The organism is Mesorhizobium metallidurans STM 2683 (assembly GCF_000350085.1).
GTDB classification, from domain to species: Bacteria; Pseudomonadota; Alphaproteobacteria; order Rhizobiales; family Rhizobiaceae; genus Mesorhizobium; species Mesorhizobium metallidurans.
In genome coordinates, this window is sequence record NZ_CAUM01000082.1 from 1 (window position 1) to 16,328 (window position 16,328).

19 protein-coding genes are annotated in these 16,328 nt (G+C 62.0%); 6 read left to right on the plus strand and 13 right to left on the minus strand.

The window, feature by feature from the left end:
- Positions 1–66: 66 nt before the first annotated feature.
- The 3 genes from MESS2_RS13370 to MESS2_RS13375 all read right to left on the minus strand — a co-directional run bounded on the left by MESS2_RS13370 (position 67) and on the right by MESS2_RS13375 (position 1,008).
- Entirely contained in the window at positions 67–261 is a 195-nt protein-coding gene (locus tag MESS2_RS13370; RefSeq protein ID WP_008874855.1) for a hypothetical protein, read from the minus strand.
- A 35-nt stretch (positions 262–296) separates the two neighbouring features.
- The gene (locus MESS2_RS32295; RefSeq protein ID WP_157357706.1) at positions 297–476 is read right to left on the minus strand and encodes a hypothetical protein; all 180 of its coding nucleotides are present in this window, start codon (positions 474–476) and stop codon (positions 297–299) included.
- 187 nt (positions 477–663) lie between these two features.
- Positions 664–1,008: a DUF2147 domain-containing protein gene (locus tag MESS2_RS13375; RefSeq protein WP_008874857.1), complete on the minus strand. Its 345-nt coding sequence runs from the start codon at positions 1,006–1,008 to the stop codon at positions 664–666.
- Between the two features lie 461 nt (positions 1,009–1,469).
- Between MESS2_RS13375 and MESS2_RS13380 the strand changes: the two genes are divergently transcribed.
- Both MESS2_RS13380 and MESS2_RS13385 read left to right on the plus strand, forming a co-directional pair.
- Positions 1,470–1,736 carry an SEL1-like repeat protein gene (locus MESS2_RS13380; protein ID WP_008874859.1) on the plus strand — a complete coding sequence of 89 codons (267 nt, stop codon included), beginning with the start codon at positions 1,470–1,472 and terminating at the stop codon, positions 1,734–1,736.
- A gap of 387 nt (positions 1,737–2,123) precedes the next feature.
- Complete coding sequence (locus tag MESS2_RS13385) at positions 2,124–3,245, plus strand: branched-chain amino acid ABC transporter substrate-binding protein (protein WP_008874860.1); 1,122 nt, start codon at positions 2,124–2,126, stop codon at positions 3,243–3,245.
- 97 nt (positions 3,246–3,342) lie between these two features.
- On the opposite strand, the gene MESS2_RS13390 is transcribed toward MESS2_RS13385, so the two are convergent.
- The 8 genes from MESS2_RS13390 to MESS2_RS13425 form a co-directional block, all read right to left on the minus strand.
- Positions 3,343–5,358: an acetyl-CoA carboxylase biotin carboxylase subunit gene (locus MESS2_RS13390; RefSeq protein ID WP_008874861.1), complete on the minus strand. Its 2,016-nt coding sequence runs from the start codon at positions 5,356–5,358 to the stop codon at positions 3,343–3,345.
- Positions 5,359–5,407: 49 nt separating this feature from the next.
- Positions 5,408–5,785, minus strand: coding sequence for a hypothetical protein (locus MESS2_RS13395; protein WP_008874862.1), 378 nt, complete (start codon positions 5,783–5,785; stop codon positions 5,408–5,410).
- Between the two features lie 96 nt (positions 5,786–5,881).
- The gene (locus MESS2_RS13400; protein WP_008874863.1) at positions 5,882–6,424 is read right to left on the minus strand and encodes an O-acetyl-ADP-ribose deacetylase; all 543 of its coding nucleotides are present in this window, start codon (positions 6,422–6,424) and stop codon (positions 5,882–5,884) included.
- Position 6,425: 1 nt separating this feature from the next.
- Positions 6,426–8,033, minus strand: a complete 1,608-nt coding sequence (locus tag MESS2_RS13405; protein WP_008874864.1) for a carboxyl transferase domain-containing protein — start codon at positions 8,031–8,033, stop codon at positions 6,426–6,428.
- 4 nt (positions 8,034–8,037) lie between these two features.
- Positions 8,038–8,421 (minus strand): type II toxin-antitoxin system VapC family toxin, encoded by a 384-nt coding sequence (locus MESS2_RS13410; protein ID WP_008874865.1) that lies wholly within the window; start codon positions 8,419–8,421, stop codon positions 8,038–8,040.
- Positions 8,418–8,810 (minus strand): AbrB/MazE/SpoVT family DNA-binding domain-containing protein, encoded by a 393-nt coding sequence (locus tag MESS2_RS33950; protein ID WP_008874866.1) that lies wholly within the window; start codon positions 8,808–8,810, stop codon positions 8,418–8,420. Before MESS2_RS33950 ends, MESS2_RS13410 begins: the two co-directional genes overlap by 4 nt.
- Before the next feature lie 83 nt (positions 8,811–8,893).
- On the minus strand, positions 8,894–10,057 hold the full coding sequence (locus MESS2_RS13420; protein ID WP_008874867.1) for an isovaleryl-CoA dehydrogenase: 1,164 nt from the start codon (positions 10,055–10,057) through the stop codon (positions 8,894–8,896).
- A 50-nt stretch (positions 10,058–10,107) separates the two neighbouring features.
- The gene (locus MESS2_RS13425) at positions 10,108–10,764 is read right to left on the minus strand and encodes a TetR/AcrR family transcriptional regulator (RefSeq protein WP_008874868.1); all 657 of its coding nucleotides are present in this window, start codon (positions 10,762–10,764) and stop codon (positions 10,108–10,110) included.
- Positions 10,765–10,877: 113 nt separating this feature from the next.
- On the opposite strand from MESS2_RS13425, the gene MESS2_RS33380 reads away from it, so the two are divergent.
- Positions 10,878–11,108, plus strand: coding sequence for a hypothetical protein (locus MESS2_RS33380; RefSeq protein ID WP_244439993.1), 231 nt, complete (start codon positions 10,878–10,880; stop codon positions 11,106–11,108).
- On the plus strand, positions 11,065–11,451 hold the full coding sequence (locus MESS2_RS13430; protein ID WP_008874870.1) for a MarR family winged helix-turn-helix transcriptional regulator: 387 nt from the start codon (positions 11,065–11,067) through the stop codon (positions 11,449–11,451). The genes MESS2_RS33380 and MESS2_RS13430 overlap by 44 nt, the downstream gene beginning before the upstream one ends.
- A gap of 210 nt (positions 11,452–11,661) precedes the next feature.
- Here the strand turns inward: MESS2_RS13430 and MESS2_RS13435 are convergent, their stop codons facing one another.
- Positions 11,662–12,774, minus strand: a complete 1,113-nt coding sequence (locus MESS2_RS13435) for a pyridoxal phosphate-dependent aminotransferase (RefSeq protein WP_008874871.1) — start codon at positions 12,772–12,774, stop codon at positions 11,662–11,664.
- Positions 12,775–12,908: 134 nt separating this feature from the next.
- Here MESS2_RS13435 and MESS2_RS13440 point away from each other — a divergent pair, with 134 nt between their 5' ends.
- Positions 12,909–14,582, plus strand: coding sequence for a tetratricopeptide repeat-containing sulfotransferase family protein (locus MESS2_RS13440; RefSeq protein ID WP_008874872.1), 1,674 nt, complete (start codon positions 12,909–12,911; stop codon positions 14,580–14,582).
- A gap of 179 nt (positions 14,583–14,761) precedes the next feature.
- Positions 14,762–15,049, plus strand: coding sequence for a GIY-YIG nuclease family protein (locus tag MESS2_RS13445; RefSeq protein ID WP_008874873.1), 288 nt, complete (start codon positions 14,762–14,764; stop codon positions 15,047–15,049).
- A gap of 285 nt (positions 15,050–15,334) precedes the next feature.
- On the opposite strand, the gene MESS2_RS13450 is transcribed toward MESS2_RS13445, so the two are convergent.
- Positions 15,335–16,328, minus strand: a 994-nt coding sequence (locus tag MESS2_RS13450; protein ID WP_040592982.1) for a porin, incomplete at its 5' end; no start/stop codon positions are given.

Below are 16,328 nucleotides of genomic sequence, written 5' to 3' on the forward strand. Positions count from 1 at the left end.
TGCCGGCCAGAACGCGGCCAAAGCGTGGTTTTTTCTTTCGAATGGTTTCGACGACAATGGGCTATTCTAACCGCGCCGCAGGCTGACCAGCAGAACAAAGCCGACGCCGTTCTTCTTCATTGCCGGCGCTTCGATCGTCGAGCCGGCGTCGGCGCGCATCGTCGGCACCGCCAGAACCGGCGCTGAAAGCACCGTCAGGATAAGCGCCGCCCGCGGCAGGAGCCGAAGGGTTTTCAGGGCGTTGGCGACGATGCGGTTCATGGCTTTTGCTTTTCTCTCTCGAAGTCTTTGTCGGTTCAGGGGCGGAAATGGTTCACGCAACCGAACCGGCAGGAATTGGCCTGGTCCCAGGAGCGGGCCGGGCGGCCTGCCTCGGCGACGAGGATGGCGAACAATATGCCGAACAGGCTCAGCAGCAGGCAGACGATGGTGAAGCGGCGAGCGAGCATTTGCGTGGTGTCTCCTTCAACACGCATGAAAATGCCCTGATGCAACTGAACCGGCTCTGATGCCGGCGTTCATCTTCGGTTCAAACTGATTGATGAGATGTTAGGACGCGCATCGGTTCGAATTCCGACGCGGCAGGCAATGCAAGCGCGATCGCCGGATGAAACGAAAACGGGGCCTGCAGGCCCCGTCGTTATGTCCTTCGAATGCGAACGGTCAGAGCTTGCGCCAGGTCTGGCTCTTGCAGATCAGCCCGCCGAGCACGCAGCCGCTCATCTTCAGCGAGGCTCCGGAAAGCGAGGCCTTGCCGGCATAGGTCTTGTCGGTTTCCGGGTCGGTTATGCTGCCCGCATATTTGTTGGCGCCGGACGCCCTCAGCGAACCGATGTTCTTGCCGGCAAATTTGCCCGACTTCAGCGTGATGGAGAATGCCCCACCACCGCCGGAGATGGCTGCGGTCGCGCCGGACTGCGTTTTCCAGTTGCCTTCGATCGGATCGGCCCACGCCGCGCCAGCCATGATCAATGTGGCCGCGAGGGCCAAGCTTGCTTTCCGAAACATATTTGTCCTCCCTTTGCGTATCCGGCTGAGTGTTCCGCCCGCCAGTCTGCCTCTTACGCAAACGTAAGCTAATCCACCTCCCGGCAAAACAAAAGCGGTGCCGCAGCGGAAGACTTCAGGATTTTCCTTCCGCCCCGAAGCGGCTCCGCAGCAAAGAAATGAAACGATCGGCCTGTCGGCTTTGTCCCCCGTGGTTAGCGGAGTGTTGATCCGCACCTTGCGAATTTTCGTCAAATTTCACTGGAATCCGCGCGATTGCTGGCTTTGTATCCTTAACGAATTTCGGCGTTTACCTCTTGTTTTAGCTTTGTTTTCCTCAAATTAAGCACGCCATTTAACGACGGATTCAAGGCTGCGCGTCATTCTCGAAAGCATCGAAAGAGCAGCCACTCCCAAGGGTAACGAGGGATGAAAGGAGGCAGCTCTCGGGAGCCTGACAGGGGCCAGAACAGGGGATTGAAATGGCACGTTTTGAAATGCTTGAAGCCGGCTTCGGCGCCATGGGGGCAACTGCCCAGGCCGATATTCTTTTCGAACTGGGCATGATGTATGCGACCGGCCGTGATTGCGAGACCGACGTCGTCGCCGCCCACAAATGGTTCAACATCGCCGCCATCAAGGGCTCGCTCCGCGCCGCGGAACTGCGTTCGGAATTGTCGGCGGCGATGTCGAAGGTCGAGATCGCCAGGGCGCTGCGCGAAGCCCGCGAATGGATGACGATGCACTGAATTTTCAGGAGCACTGAGCCTATCAGGCACCGAGAACACCGACGGGGACGCTCCGGGTCAAGGCCGCGCAAGACGGCCGGACCGGCAAGAACAAGGCCGCGCAAGACTGCCGAACAAGGCAAAACAAGAACGCGGGTCAAACTGCGCTACGGACAGGGAAGGCGAGCGGGTTTTGGGCGCGACAGCGTTCGGGATAGCTCGATCGACAAAAGCCGCGACCGGCCGGAACAAGGCCAGCGCGGCTTTTTTCGTTCAGGCCGCCACTTGCAGGCCCAATCGAGTGCGGCCGATGCGCCTAGACAGGCTCAATGAACGATGAAATTCTCCCGCCACTCAGGAAGAGGCGCGGCCGGGATGGCCGCGCGAGAGTGGAGGAGTTGTTTCACCATGAAAAAATTGAGTATTTTGAGCGCGACTATAGTCGGCCTGATGATGAGCGCGCCGATCGCCTTCGCCGACGACATCACCTTTTCGGTGGTTGGACCGATGACCGGTCAGCTTGCCACGATCGGTGACCAGTTCAAGCAGGGCGCCCAAGCCGCCGCCGACGCGATCAACGCTGCCGGCGGCATCGACGGCCGCCAGATCAAGCTCGACATCGAGGACGACCAGTGCGATCCGAAACAGGCGGTTTCGGTCGCCAACCGCATCGTCGCCGACGGCGTCAAGTTCATCGATGGCCACGCCTGCTCCGGTTCGAGCATCCCGGCCTCCGCGGTCTATGCCGAGGCCGGTGCGCTGATGATGAGCCCGGCTTCGTCCAACCCGGTGCTGACCGACGCGGCCGCGACAGCCGGCTGGCCGACGATCATGCGCCTCTATACGCGCGATGATGCCCAGGGCGCTTTCATCGGCCCGTGGATCGCCAAGAAATATGCCGGCAAGAACGTCGTCATCCTGCATGACAAGAGCGCCTACGGGCAGGGCGTGGCCGACGCCGTCAAGGCAACGATGAACGCCGGCGGCCTCAAGGAAATCATGTATGAAGGCATCAACGCCGGCGAGAAGGACTATGCCGCCCTTGTCACCAAGCTGAAGGATCTGAAGGCGGATGTGGTCTATTTCGGCGGCTATCACCCCGAGGCCGGCCTCATCCTGCGCCAGTCGGCGGAACAGAACCTCAAGTTCCAGCTCATCATGCCGGACTCGATCGCTTCGCCGGAATTCTGGCAGGTTGCCGGTCCGGCCGGCGAAGGCACCATGTTCGTCTTCCCGTCGGATCCGCAGGCCAAGCCGGAAGCCAAGGAGGCCATCGAAAAGATCAAGGCCGGCGGCTTCGTGCCGGAGGGCTTCACCCTGTTCTCCTACGCCGTGATCCAGGCCTTTGCCGAAGGCATCAAGCGCGCCGGCAGCGATGATCCCGCCAAGGTCGCCGAAGCGCTGAAGAACGGTCAGCCGATCAGCACCGTGGTCGGTTCGGTCACCTTCGACGAGAAGGGCGACTTGAAGAACGCCAGCTACGACATCAACCAGTGGCACGACGGCAAATACGCACCGATCCAGCCGTAAAAGGCTGCCACCTAACGGCATCTTGGAATGGCCGGGCTTGCCCCGGCCATTTTCATTTTGGCGCCTGCGCCTCGGCTGGAAGATCGCGGCGTGTCGTTCAGCCGTCGACCTGCTCGGCAAAGCGCACCAGCACGGTTCCGTCGGTGACCTGCGCGCCCTCTGCGGCGATCTCGGCGATCACGCCGTCATGAGGCGCCGAAATCATGTGCTCCATCTTCATCGCTTCCAGGATCAGCAGCGGCTGGCCCTTGATGACGGCATCGCCCTTTGCCGCGCGCACCAGCTTGACCAGGCCCGGCATCGGTGCGCGCAGGCTGCCGGAAGCGGCGGCGGTCTCGTCGGCTCGTGCCAGCGGATCCGGCACGGCGAAGCTGTAGCCTATGGCGCCTTCGAACACGGTGACGTGGCCAGGCCAGCGGGCGAGGCGAGGGCGCTGTCGTGAAGCTCCTCCCTTCTCCCCGTCACTATACGGGGAGAAGGTGCCGGCAGGCGGATGAGGGGCAGTGCTGCCCGTTGAAAATTGGTCCAGAACAACCTCGAACCGCCCGTCCGGCCGCACCAAAACGCGCGCAAAAATATCATCCTCGCCGTAACGCAACCGCGTACGCCGTGCGATCGCGTGGAAATGCGCATAGCCGGCAAGCGCCGACCAGGGGTCGTTAGACAGCACTGGAATCCCTGCGCCGGACGCCGCAAGGGCCGCCGAGGCAATGATCTCGCCGCTCGGCGGCGGGACCGAGGTCAGTGTTTCCTGGTGTCGACCGATCAGGCCGGTATCGACATCGCCGGCGGCAAAATCCGCATCGGTCGCAAGGGCCGCCAGAAAGGCGGTGTTGACGGTCGAGCCGGCGATCTCGGTTTGTGAAAGCGCTGCGCCAAGCGCGTCGAGCGCCGTCTGTCGGTCCTTGCCGTGGACGACCAGCTTGGCGATCATCGGATCGTAGAAGGGCGAGATGGCATCGCCAGCCCGCACGCAGGTCTCGATGCGCATGCTGGCGCCTTCTGGGGCTGCATCGGGAAATTTCAAATGATGCAAGGTGCCGGTTGCCGGCAAGAAACCCTTTGCCGCATCCTCGGCATAAAGGCGCGCCTCGAAGGCGTGGCCGGAGAGCTGGATCTCGCTTTGCGTCTTCGGCAGCTTTTCGCCGGCCGCAACCTTGAGCTGCCACTCGACCAGGTCGATGCCGGTGACCATTTCGGTGACCGGGTGCTCGACCTGCAAGCGGGTGTTCATTTCCATGAACCAGAAGCAGTCTGCCTTCAGCCCTTGCGAGGCATCGACGATGAACTCGATGGTGCCGGCGCCGCAATAGTGGATCGCCTTGGCGGCCTTGACCGCCGCCTCGGTCATCGCCTTGCGCAGCGCCGGCGTCATGCCGGGTGCAGGCGCTTCCTCGATCACCTTCTGGTGGCGGCGCTGCGCCGAACAGTCGCGCTCGTAGAGATGCACTGCGTTGCCAAAGATATCGCCGAAGACCTGCACCTCGATGTGGCGCGGCTTGTCGACATATTTTTCCACCAGGACGCGGTCGTCGCCGAAAGCGGCTTTTGCCTCGCGCCGCGCGCCCGACAGGGCCTCCGAGAAATCGTCGGGATGTTCGACCCGCCGCATTCCCTTGCCGCCGCCGCCGGCGCGCGCCTTGATCAGGACGGGATAGCCGATCTCGCGCGCCTTTGAGGCGAGCAGCACGATCTCCTGCGCTTCGCCATGGTAGCCCGGCACGACCGGCACGCCCGCCTTCTCCATCAGCCGTTTAGCGGCGTCCTTAAGTCCCATGGCGCGGATCGAGGCGGCCGACGGCCCGATAAAGACGAGGCCTGCCGCCGCCACCTGGTCGACGAAGTCAGGGTTTTCCGACAGAAAACCGTAGCCGGGGTGGATGGCTTCGGCGCCCGTCGCTTTCGCTGCCGCGATGATCTTGTCGCCGCGCAGATAGCTTTCGCCGACAGGCGAGGCGCCGATATGCACCGCCTCGTCGGCCATCTCGACATGCAGCGATTTCGCGTCGGCGTCTGAATAGACTGCGACCGTGCGCACACCCAGCTTGCGCGCGGTACGGATGACGCGGCAAGCGATCTCGCCGCGATTGGCGATCAGTATCTTGGCGAACATGCAGCCTCCCGGATTTGCCGCGGGCGGCGCCAGTCAGCCAGGCGGCTACCTATTTGGAAAGCGCGATTGCGCAGCCGCCGCTCGCGGTCTTGACCTTCCACTTTTTCAACCCAGCCCGGCAGTTCCGCAGCGCCAGATCTTCCGCCGCCTTTTGCGACGGTGCGTTCATCCGCGCGCCGCAAATGATGTAGAGGTCGACAACGCGCGAGTAGAAGGTCGTTGCATAGGCCGAATGGCCGCTGGCCGCCACATAGGCGTTGTACGCCTTGGTACACGGATCCTTCGGGCTTCCCGGCAAAGTCGGATAGAAACGGATGTCGCCTTTGTTCCCGGCGAGAGATTCCGCCGCGCTGACGCCAGGTGCAGCTAATATAAGTAATCCTGCAAGTATCGACACAGTTGTTTTCTGGAAAAGCCGCAGTCTCATCTTTGCCCAATCCCCATTGGTATTTGCAAAGAGCAATAGCCGCAATTCCTGCGTGTGGCCAGTTCGATGATCGAAAATGGCTTTGGATGGGATTTCTCATCGCTGCAGATCACGCTCCGCCAGGACAGCAATGGCCTGCCGGTACAGTTCCGCCGTCTGTCGGTCGAAGCAGCAGAAGGTGACAGTTTCCGGGAGCGCGTTCTGTCCGATGAAGGCACTTGCGGCATCAACGGCGATCTGCGTCGCCAGGTCCTTTGGATAGCGATAGACACCGGTGGAGATCGCCGGAAATGCCACCGTCCGGCAATTCTTGGCGGTGGCGACTTCGAGCGAACGGCGATAGCAGGACGCGAGCAACTCGGCTTCGCCTTTGCTGCCGCCTTGCCAGACCGGCCCAACCGTGTGGATGACATAGCGCGCCGGTAGCCTGTACCCCTTGGTCATCTTGGCATCGCCGGTTTCGCAACCATTCAGCATACGGCATTCGGCGAGAAGCTCAGGCCCGGCGGCACGGTGGATGGCGCCGTCGACACCGCCGCCGCCGAGCAGCGACGAGTTGGCGGCGTTGACGATGGCATCGACGTCGAGCCTGGTGATATCGCCGGTGTGAATGCGGATCCTCTGGCCGGTCTCACTCATCTCACATCCTGAACACGCCGAACTTTGTCTCCTCGATCTCGGCGTTGAGCGCGGCGGACAGGCTGAGCGCCAGCACCTCGCGCGTCCTGGCCGGATCGATAATGCCGTCATCCCAGAGGCGGGCGGAGGAATAGAGCGGGTGGCCCTCATGCTCGTATTTCATCAGGATCGGCTTCTTGAATTTCGCCTCTTCCTCCGCGCTCCATTCGCCGCCCTTGCGCTCGATCCCCTCGCGTTTGACGACGGCCAGCACGGTGGCCGCCTGCTCGCCGCCCATCACCGAGATGCGGGCATTCGGCCACATCCACAGGAAGCGCGGCGAATAGGCGCGTCCGCACATGCCGTAATTGCCGGCGCCGAACGAGCCGCCGATGATCATGGTCACCTTCGGCACACTGGCGGTCGCGACCGCCATCACCAGCTTGGCGCCGTCCTTGGCGATGCCTCCTGCTTCGTATTTGCGCCCGACCATGAAACCGGTGATGTTCTGCAGGAAAATCAGCGGGATCCTGCGCTGGCAACACAATTCGATGAAGTGCGCGCCCTTCAGCGCGCTTTCCGAAAACAGCACGCCATTGTTGGCGATGATGCCGACCGGCATGCCGTGCAGATGGGCAAAGCCGGTGACCAGCGTGGTGCCGTAATTCTGCTTGAACTCGTCGAACTCGGACCCGTCGGCGACGCGTGCGATTACCTCGCGCACATCATAGGGCTGACGCAGATCCGTCGGCACGATGCCGTAGAGTTCGTGCGGATCATGAAGCGGCGGAATCGATTTCTGCAGCTTCAGGCTTACCTTCTTGTTTCGATTGAGGTTCCTGATGATGCGCCGGCAAATGGCCAGCGCATGCTCGTCGTCCAGCGCGTAGTGGTCGGCAACACCGGAAAGCCTTGTGTGCACGTCGGCGCCGCCAAGTTCCTCGGCGCTGACATCCTCGCCGGTGGCCGCCTTCACCAGCGGCGGGCCGCCGAGGAAGATGGTCGCCTGGTTGCGCACCATGATCGTCTCATCGGACATTGCCGGCACATAGGCGCCGCCCGCCGTGCACGAACCCATGACGCAGGCGATCTGCGGAATGCCCGAAGCCGACATGTTGGCCTGGTTGTAGAAGATACGGCCGAAATGCTCGCGATCGGGAAACACCTCGTCCTGGTTGGGCAGATTGGCGCCGCCGCTGTCGACCAGATAGACGCAAGGCAGATTGTTCTGCAGCGCGATCTCCTGCGCCCGCAGATGCTTCTTCACGGTCAGCGGGTAATAGGTCCCGCCCTTCACCGTGGCGTCGTTGACGACAACCATCACCTCTGTGCCTTCGACACGGCCGATGCCGGCGATGAGACCGGCGGAGGAAATCTCCTCGCCATACATCGACCATGCCGCGAACTGGCCGATCTCGAGGAAGGGCGAGCCGCTGTCGAGCAATTGCGCCAGGCGTTCGCGCGGCAGAAGCTTGCCACGCGAAACATGCCGCTCACGCGCTTCTTCCGATCCGCCGCGCTCGACGGTGGCAGCCTTGTCCGCAATGTCGGCGACCAGCGCCCGCATGCGCTCGGCATTGGCGCGGAAAGTTTCGGAGGCGGGGGAGATCTGCGAGGCGAGGATTGGCATGGTGTTACCGGATCAGTTCGATCTTGCAGCCGACATCCAGGTCGCCCCAATCGCGATCGGCGGTGACGGCAATGGCATTTTCGCGAATTGCCAGCGCCAGGCAGGCCCGGTCGCCCAGCGACAGGCCGCGATGCAGCGTCAGTTCGCGAAGCTGCCCGGCGGCGATGCCCATCGCTTCGTCGAAAACGGTGACCGGCATGCCGAGGCTCGCGAGGTCGTCGGCCGCCTCCTCCATGCTGCGTCCCCTGTCGATCAGCTTGGCGATGATTTCGGCCGCGTTTACCGAACTGCATTGCGCATCCGGCGCGAATCCCAAGGCGACATCGGTGCCTCTCTCATTAAGCAGGATCGCAAGCGCCGCCGAACTGTCCATGACGTAGGGTTTCATTTCGCCCGCTTTCTCGTCGTCCCTTCGGCGTGAAGTCGATCCAAACGCTTATCGCTTCGAAGCTGTTCCTCCCGCCGCTCCTTGAGAAATTCGTCGACGACGCTTTCGCCTGGCTTTTTCAGCGCCGACAATTCCACCTGGACGCGCTTCAGATTCTGAAGCCACGACCTGACCCGCAACTCGCCGTTCTCGACATGAAGGATCAAATCTTCGCCAGGCTTCACGCCCATCTCCTCGCGCATCGCAGCGGGAACAACGAAGCGTCCGCCTTCGCCAAGTTTGACGCGCTCGCGTTTTGCCGGAACCCGAAGCGGTGTCTTCCGAGCGCCGGCATCGAACCGAGCCTGCGGATCTTCGTCAAACCCGGCCTTTCCCGTTCTGTTCGCCATGATCTGCCTTTCGCCAGAAGTATGTCATATCTCTAAAATATGGCACATTTTGATTTTTATGGCAAATATCCGGAAGAATGGCACTAGACGCCCTCCGCCATGATTTCCCGCCCGATCAGCCAGCGGCGGATTTCGCTGGTGCCGGCGCCGATTTCATAGAGCTTGGCGTCGCGCAGCAGCCGACCGGTCGGATAGTCGTTGATATAGCCATTGCCGCCAAGCAGCTGGATGGCGTCGAGCGCCATCTGCGTTGCCTTCTCGGCCGCAAACAGCACGCAACCGGCGGCGTCCTTGCGCGTTGTCTGGCCGCGGTCGCAAGCTGCCGCGACGGCATAGACATAGGCGCGCGCCGCGTTCATTACCGTATACATATCCGCCAGCTTGCCTTGCACCAGCTGGAATTCGCCGATCGGCTGGCCGAACTGCTTGCGCTCGTGCACGTAAGGGATCGCCACATCGAGGCAGGCCGCCATCAGCCCGATCGGCCCGCCGGCGAGCACCGTGCGCTCATAGTCGAGGCCCGACATCAGCACTTCGACGCCGAGCCCTTCCTCATGCAGCACATTGTCGAACGGCACTTCGACATTCTCGAACACCAGCTCGCCGGTGTTGGAGCCGCGCATGCCGAGCTTGTCGAGCTTCTGCGCCACCGAAAAGCCGGCAAAAGCCTTCTCGACGATGAAGGCGGTGATGCCGCGCGAATGCCGCTCCGGATCGGTCTTGGCATAGACCACCAGCGTCTCGGCGTCCGGCCCGTTGGTGATCCACATCTTGGTGCCGTTCAGCACATAGCGGTCGTTGCGCTTTTCGGCGCGCAACCGGAGCGACACGACATCCGAGCCTGCACCGGATTCCGACATGGCGAGCGCGCCGACCTTTTCGCCCGAGCACAGAGCAGGCAGGTATTTCTCCTTCTGCGCCGGCTTCGCCCAGCGGTTGATCTGGTTGACGCAAAGGTTGGAATGGGCGCCGTAGGAGAGGCCGACCGAAGCCGAGGCGCGGGAGATCTCCTCCACCGCCACGACATGGGCGAGATAGCCCATGCCGCTGCCGCCGAATTCCGGATCGGCGGTGATGCCGAGCAGGCCGAGCGCCCCCATCTCGGCCCACAGATGCGCCGGGAATTCATTCGAGCGGTCGATCTCGGCGGCGACCGGCGCGATCCTGTCCTGTGCGAACCGCCGCACCAGGTCGCGCAGCGCCTCGATGTCTTCGTCAAGCCCGAAGTTGAGCGTGTTCGTGTACATGGCCTTCCTCCCCACGCGTGATCCCGATTTCGGGAGGGTCACGCGCAAAATCAAACGCCTGCAGCCGAGCGTCCAAAGGGGCGCGCGGCGCTGTAGGCGGCAGCCGCACCTTCGATCTTCGCGCCAACCAGGCGCATTGTCATTGAAAGATATGTCGTCGTGACTTCAGCGACCGACAGCCGCTCGCCCGGCCGGAACCAGACGATGACGCCGGTCATCATCTGGATCAGCGCCATGGCGGTCAGCCCGGTGTCTTCGATGCTGAAGACGCCTGCCTCTGTGCCGTCTCGCAGGATGGCGCGCAATTCTTTCTCATAGGCCGTGCGCATGCGCAGAATCCGCGTCAGCCGGTCATGCGAGAGACTACGCAATTCCATGTTCGAGACATGGGTGGAGTGGCGGCGCTCGATATGGAAGGCAATGTGGTTTCGGACATAGGCGGCGAGCCGCGCCTCCGGGTCGGCGGTAGTGGGGCGTGCCATCTCCCACGCTGCGGTCAACCCCTCCATGTGCTCGCGCATCAGCGTGAACAGCAGGTCTTCCTTGGTCGGAAAATAGCGGTAGAGCGCCGCTGCCTGGACGCCGACCTCGGCTGCGAGCTGGCGCATCGACATCGCCTCATAGCCGTAGCGCGCGATCAGGCCGGCTGCCGCCTCGCGGACGGCGGCTTCGGTCTTCTCTCCATCGGAACCGGTCGTGCGTGCCATGGTCTCCTCGCCGACAGAGGTAATAATAAAACAAACGTTCAATTAATTCAAGGGCGGTGCGCCCCGTAATATCAGTGACCTGGTCTTATAAATAATTGACTCGGTCAACTAAAATGGCGATGGTGATCAAGCGGCGCAAAAATTTCCTGCGAGAGGAAGCCAGCATGCCGAACGAACGGAATGCCATGATCGCTGATATCCGCCGCTTCAACAGGTTTTACACCAGCTGGACCGGACTGCTCGACGAAACCTTGACGCAGAGCGCCTATACGCTGACCGAAGCGCGGGTGCTGTTCGAACTTGGCAATCGACCCGGTACCATCACCGCCCATCCCCGGTGGTGAAGCCGGCTTCCTTGCGCGGGCATTCCATCTCGATATCGGGCCGGCGGCGTCCGGGATCGCGGCAGAACTTCGGCTCGATCCCGCTTATGTCACGCGGATCCTCAGAAAATTCGCCGCTGCCGGGCTAATCGAAATGCGCGTCGACCCGAACGACCGGCGCCGACGCGTCCTCGCCCTGAGCACCCGGGGAAACGCTGCGCTGGCCGGACTTCAGGCGGCGGCCGATCGTGATCTCGGCCGCTTGACCGCCGGCCTCGCCGGCGACGAAGCCGCCGAACTTTCGGAGGCGTTGAGAAAGGTCATGCGCCTGCTCGGCGGGGAGTCCCTTCCTTCGTCATCCTAGGGCGGAGCGAACGCGAAGCGGAGCGCAGACCCTAGGATCCATGCCGTTACATAGCGGCAGTGCTCCGGCTGACCAGAATCAAGTTCCTCTTCGCAGCGGATGAAAGCCATTCTGAGGCGCTGCATTCTTCGGCTGAAGTCACGGCATGGATCCTGGGGTCTGCGCCGCGTCGCTTCGCTCCTTGCTCCGCCCCAGGATGACGAAGGCGCGCTAATTTCCCCGCGCCGCCGCCAGTGCGCCGGGCAACTCTTCGGCGAAAATGTCGAGCTCATGGTCGAGGCCGACGCTGACCCGGATGCAGCGGTCGAGCCGTGGCGCCATCGGCTTGCGGATGAAGACGTCGCGCGACAACAGCGCCTGCAGCACTTTCAGCGCGAAGGCGCCGTCGCTGCGGCAGTCGATGGTGACGAAATTGGTTGCCGAGGGCAGCGGCTTCAGCCCGTTCGCCTCGGCTATCCCGGCGATGCGCCGGCGCCCCGAAGCCACCCGCGCCACCACGCTCTCAAGATAGGCTTGATCGGCCAGCGCTTCGACCCCGGCGATCTGCGCCATGCGGCTGACGCCGTAATGATTGCGGATCTTCTCGAAATCGCGGATCACCTGGGCCTCGGCCACCGCATAGCCGCAGCGTATGCCGGCCAGCCCGTAAGCCTTGGAGAAGGTGCGCATGCGGATGACGTTCGGCCTCGAAATATCGATCGGCGGCAGCGCCGAGGCCGGCCCCAACTCGCCATAGGCCTCGTCGAGCACCAGCATGGTGGTGGCAGGCAGCGCTTCGATGAAGCGGATGAGCTCGTCTGCCTCCCACCAGCTTCCCATCGGATTGTCGGGGTTGGATAGGTAGACCAGCGGCGCCTTGTCCTTGGCTACCGCCGCCAGCAGCCCGTCCAGGTTTTCCCGGTCGTTCTCGTAGGGAACCGCGACCAGCCGTCCGCCGACCCCGGCAATATGGAAGTTGAAGGTCGGGTAGGCGCCGAGCGAGGTCACCACCGCGTCGCCTGGCGCCACATACATGCGCGCCACTAGGCTGAGCAGCCCGTCTATGCCTTCGCCGATGACGACATTGTCGACCGGCGGGCCAAGATGGGCGGCGACAGCCACCTTCAGATCGAAATTGTCGGGGTCGCAATACATCCACATGTCGCGGGCGACCGCCTCCATGCGGGCGATGACGCGCGGCGAAGGGCCAAAGCTGCTCTCATTGGCGCCGATGCGGGCGCGAAACGGCCGGCCGCGGTCGCGCTCCTGCGCCTCCGGACCGACAAACGGCACCGTCGAGGGAAGCGCGCCAATGAGCGGCGTGAGGGGAGGGCGCTGGCGCATGGCAATGCTCGTTCGAAAAGGGGCTCGTTCGAAAAGGGCCTTCTTGCTAGCGCGGCACCGTTGGCCGCGCAAGCTCCGCCTCGGCTGCAACCGGCATGCTGGATTCCTCCGGCTCTTTTTGCTAGCGAGATAGCATGAACAATCGCCTCCCGCCTGCTTGGTCAAAGCACATCAAGTCCGGACCCGCTCCGAAAGCGAAGGGGCCGATACTGAAGCCGATAGTGACTCAAGGCAACGCTCAAACGCGGGCGCAGGCCGACGACGCGCTGCTGAAACAGGCATATGCCCATCAGCAGGCCAAGCGGCTTGACGAGGCTCAGGACCTGTGCCTTCGGGTTCTGGCGCGCACGCCGAACCATCCGCTCGCTCTGTACATCCTAGGGACCTTGTACCTGCGTTACGATGATGAGATGGCCCTGCGATATCTCGCAAGGGCGGTCGGCGAAGAACCCAAAAACCCCTACTACCACCTCAGCCTGGGCGAGGCCTATGTGAAGGTCAGCGAATATTCGCCGGCAATCAAGCATATGCAGTATGCCTTGGAGCTGCAGCCCGGCCTTGTCGAAGCACTCTGTGCATTGGGGCGCGCATACACCCAGTTTGACAAACCCGACCTGGCTTTGCCGCTTTTCGAAAAGGCGCTGAAGATCAACCGCGATCATCCCAAGGTGCGGGGCGGGCTGGCCAGCGCGCTCGCCGGCCTGGGGCGTATGGATGAAGCCGCCGTCTATCTGAAAGAAGCTATCGACCGTCGCATCGGAGTGCCTGCCGCTTACAACGACCTTGTCCAGATGCGAAAGTTCACCGGAGAGCCCGAGGAACTCCAATCCATTCTTCGTGAGCTCGGCAATCCCAAGCTTGACTCGGAAGGCTCGCAGCTACTCCATCTCGCCGCTGGCAAGGTGCTGAACGACCTCAAGCGCTATGGTGAGGCATTCGACCATTTCAACAAGGCGAAACAAGTCTCCGGCCACCAGTTCGATATCGATCTGTATCGTCGCTGGATCGACTCGCTGATTGAAACCTTCACGCCGGACTTTCTGGCCGCTAGGGCCGGCTATGGAAATCCTTCCGAGGTGCCTGTATTCGTGGTTGGCATGCCTCGCTCGGGAACGACGCTTACCGAACAGATCTGCGCCAGCCATCCCGATGTTCATGGAGCGGGGGAGCTTAGCAAATTAAGGCGGGTCGCGAATGCGATCGGCCTCAAAACCTCGTCGGCTGGATATTTGAAACAGCCGGTCATGTCGATCACGAAAGACCTGTCCAGAACGCTCTCCGAAGAGCATCTGTCCTATCTGAGCGAGCGGGCGCCTGCTGCGCTTCGCGTGGTGGACAAGATGCCGCACAATTTTGAAATGATCGGCCTTATCGGCCTTCTCTTTCCCAACGCGCGCATCATTCATTGCCGCCGTGACGCCATCGACAATTGCGTCTCTTGCTTTGTCCAGAACTTCAGCGAGGGGCACAGCTACAATACGGACCTGAAAACACTAGGTCTGTACTATCGCGAATATGACCGCCTGATGCGGCATTGGAACGAGGTCTTTCCTGGCCTTATCTTCGAGAATCGCTACGAAACACTGGTTGATGACCAGGAAGCGCAGTCACGCCGCCTCATAGATTATCTTGGGCTGCCTTGGGACGACGCCTGCCTGCGCTTTTTCGACAGGGACGGTTCGGTCAACACGCCCAGCCGCTGGCAGGTTCGTCAACCGATTTACAAATCGTCCGTCAAGCGCTGGAAGAATTATGAAAACGAAATTCAGCCGCTGATACGGTCGCTGGGCGATCTTGCCGAGATTTGACTCGGCAGTTCCGCATAGCGTGGACTGCGGGGATCTGAATCGCCTTCGTCATTCCAGGGCGGAGCAAGGAGCGAAGCGATACGGCGCAGACCCTGGGATCCATGCCGTGCCCTCAGCCGAAGAATGCGGCGGCCCAGAATGGCGCTTGTACGCACAGCCGCAACAGCTACCCTTCAACCATGACCGGCTATGCCTATATGACCGCGAGCCAGAAACGCGGCACCATCTACATCGGCGTCACCAATGATCTCGGTCGTCGCATGCCGGAGCACAAATCCGGCCATGGCTCGCGCTTCACCAACCGCTACGGCGCGCAGTGTCTGGTCTGGTATGAGGAACATTTCGACATCCGCGACGCCATCCAGCGCGAGAAGTCGCTGAAGCGCTGGCCGCGCCAGTGGAAGATCGAGCTGATCGAGAGGACCAATCCGGAATGGTTCAATCTTTTTCGCGGAACGGGGTGGTAGCGTTCGGTTCTGATACGCCGGAGCACTGCCGCCAGGTAGCGGCATGGATCCCAGGGCTGCGCCGCGTCGCTTCGCTCCTTGCTCCGCTCTGGGATGACGAAGGCGTGGTGATCGGCGGCCAATCGCAGACGTCGGCGATTGGCCGCTGCTGGGCCGATCTAGCTGAGAATGGCCGTGGCCGGGACCGGCGGCGCCAAGCATTATGCAACTCGATGGTCACGCCGCCATGGGGCAAAAAACCCGGCGGTTGCCCGCCGGGTTTCGATTTCAATCAGGCCAAGTCTGTTAGAACGAGCGCTGGAAGCGGAGCATGCCGCCAACGCTGCTCTTCTTGTCGGCATTGGTCCAGTTGGAGAAGTCGGCGTCGTCGAACTTGCCTGCGTTGAGGTAGTCGACTTCGGCCGTGACCGTGAAGCCGGGGACCACATCGTAGGCGACGTTCGCGGCGATACCGAGGTTCTTCCAATCGTCGTACGAAACCTGGGCGTTGAACGAGGTCTTCTCGTTGAACTTGTAGGTGCCGCCGCCCCAGACTGCCCAGTTGCCGCCCCACAGCTTGTACATGCCGCGGCCGTCAGCGGGGATAGCGTAGCTTGTGTCCGTGTAGTTGTCGTCGGTTCCGTAGCCGCCCATGATGAACAGCGACAGTGCGTCGTTGACGTTGACGTCCAGGCGGACCTTGCCAGCCACTTCTTCATAAGCACTGTCGTAGGCGATGACGCCGGTGATCGCGCCCCAGCCCTGCGTCCACTTCAAGCCGCCGACGACATGCGGTACGTAGCTGTCGATCGAGAAGGGGCCATAGCCTTCTTCCAGAGAGACCACGGCCGAGAAGCCGTTGCCAGCATCGAAGTAGTACTGAACGACGTTGGTGTCGAAACCGCCATAGGGAACCAGCGTATCCTGGATGACGTTGCCGGCGTAGCCGATGAACGTATCGAAGGCCGATTCGTCCTTACCGACGCGGAGACCACCGAGCTGGATCCAGGCGAAGTTCAGCGAAATGCCGCTGTTGCCTGCCCCGTTGCCGACGAGGCTGTCGTCGGCGGGATCAAGCGGAGTATCATTGTCGTCGACGGTGCCGTAATTGTTGCGGTTGCCGAAGTTGAAGCGGGTCTCGGTGTAGGTCTTCAAGGTGCCGAGCTCGGTTTCCTGGCCGGTCCAGGTCTTCAGCGTGAAGCGTGTATGCTTGTAGTAGGTGTCCTGCTCGTCGCCGTCCTTGACATCGAAGGTTCTCGCGCCATCGAACGAGCCGACGTCGCCGACGCCGATGTCGTAG

Excerpts from the sequence above, each read along its gene's own strand:
- MESS2_RS13400 (WP_008874863.1), bottom strand. The coding sequence starts at position 6,424 with ATGAGTGAGACCGGCCAGAGGATCCGCATTCACACCGGCGATATCACC.
- MESS2_RS13370 (WP_008874855.1), bottom strand. The coding sequence starts at position 261 with ATGAACCGCATCGTCGCCAACGCCCTGAAAACCCTTCGGCTCCTGCCG.
- MESS2_RS13385 (WP_008874860.1), top strand. The coding sequence starts at position 2,124 with ATGAAAAAATTGAGTATTTTGAGCGCGACTATAGTCGGCCTGATGATG.
- MESS2_RS13420 (WP_008874867.1), bottom strand. The coding sequence starts at position 10,057 with ATGTACACGAACACGCTCAACTTCGGGCTTGACGAAGACATCGAGGCG.
- MESS2_RS13395 (WP_008874862.1), bottom strand. The coding sequence starts at position 5,785 with ATGAGACTGCGGCTTTTCCAGAAAACAACTGTGTCGATACTTGCAGGA.
- MESS2_RS33950 (WP_008874866.1), bottom strand. The coding sequence starts at position 8,810 with ATGGCGAACAGAACGGGAAAGGCCGGGTTTGACGAAGATCCGCAGGCT.
- MESS2_RS13445 (WP_008874873.1), top strand. The coding sequence starts at position 14,762 with ATGACCGGCTATGCCTATATGACCGCGAGCCAGAAACGCGGCACCATC.
- MESS2_RS13375 (WP_008874857.1), bottom strand. The coding sequence starts at position 1,008 with ATGTTTCGGAAAGCAAGCTTGGCCCTCGCGGCCACATTGATCATGGCT.
- MESS2_RS13440 (WP_008874872.1), top strand. The coding sequence starts at position 12,909 with ATGAACAATCGCCTCCCGCCTGCTTGGTCAAAGCACATCAAGTCCGGA.
- MESS2_RS13380 (WP_008874859.1), top strand. The coding sequence starts at position 1,470 with ATGGCACGTTTTGAAATGCTTGAAGCCGGCTTCGGCGCCATGGGGGCA.
- MESS2_RS13405 (WP_008874864.1), bottom strand. The coding sequence starts at position 8,033 with ATGCCAATCCTCGCCTCGCAGATCTCCCCCGCCTCCGAAACTTTCCGC.
- MESS2_RS13390 (WP_008874861.1), bottom strand. The coding sequence starts at position 5,358 with ATGTTCGCCAAGATACTGATCGCCAATCGCGGCGAGATCGCTTGCCGC.
- MESS2_RS13425 (WP_008874868.1), bottom strand. The coding sequence starts at position 10,764 with ATGGCACGCACGACCGGTTCCGATGGAGAGAAGACCGAAGCCGCCGTC.
- MESS2_RS32295 (WP_157357706.1), bottom strand. The coding sequence starts at position 476 with ATGCGTGTTGAAGGAGACACCACGCAAATGCTCGCTCGCCGCTTCACC.
- MESS2_RS13435 (WP_008874871.1), bottom strand. The coding sequence starts at position 12,774 with ATGCGCCAGCGCCCTCCCCTCACGCCGCTCATTGGCGCGCTTCCCTCG.
- MESS2_RS33380 (WP_244439993.1), top strand. The coding sequence starts at position 10,878 with ATGGCGATGGTGATCAAGCGGCGCAAAAATTTCCTGCGAGAGGAAGCC.
- MESS2_RS13410 (WP_008874865.1), bottom strand. The coding sequence starts at position 8,421 with ATGAAACCCTACGTCATGGACAGTTCGGCGGCGCTTGCGATCCTGCTT.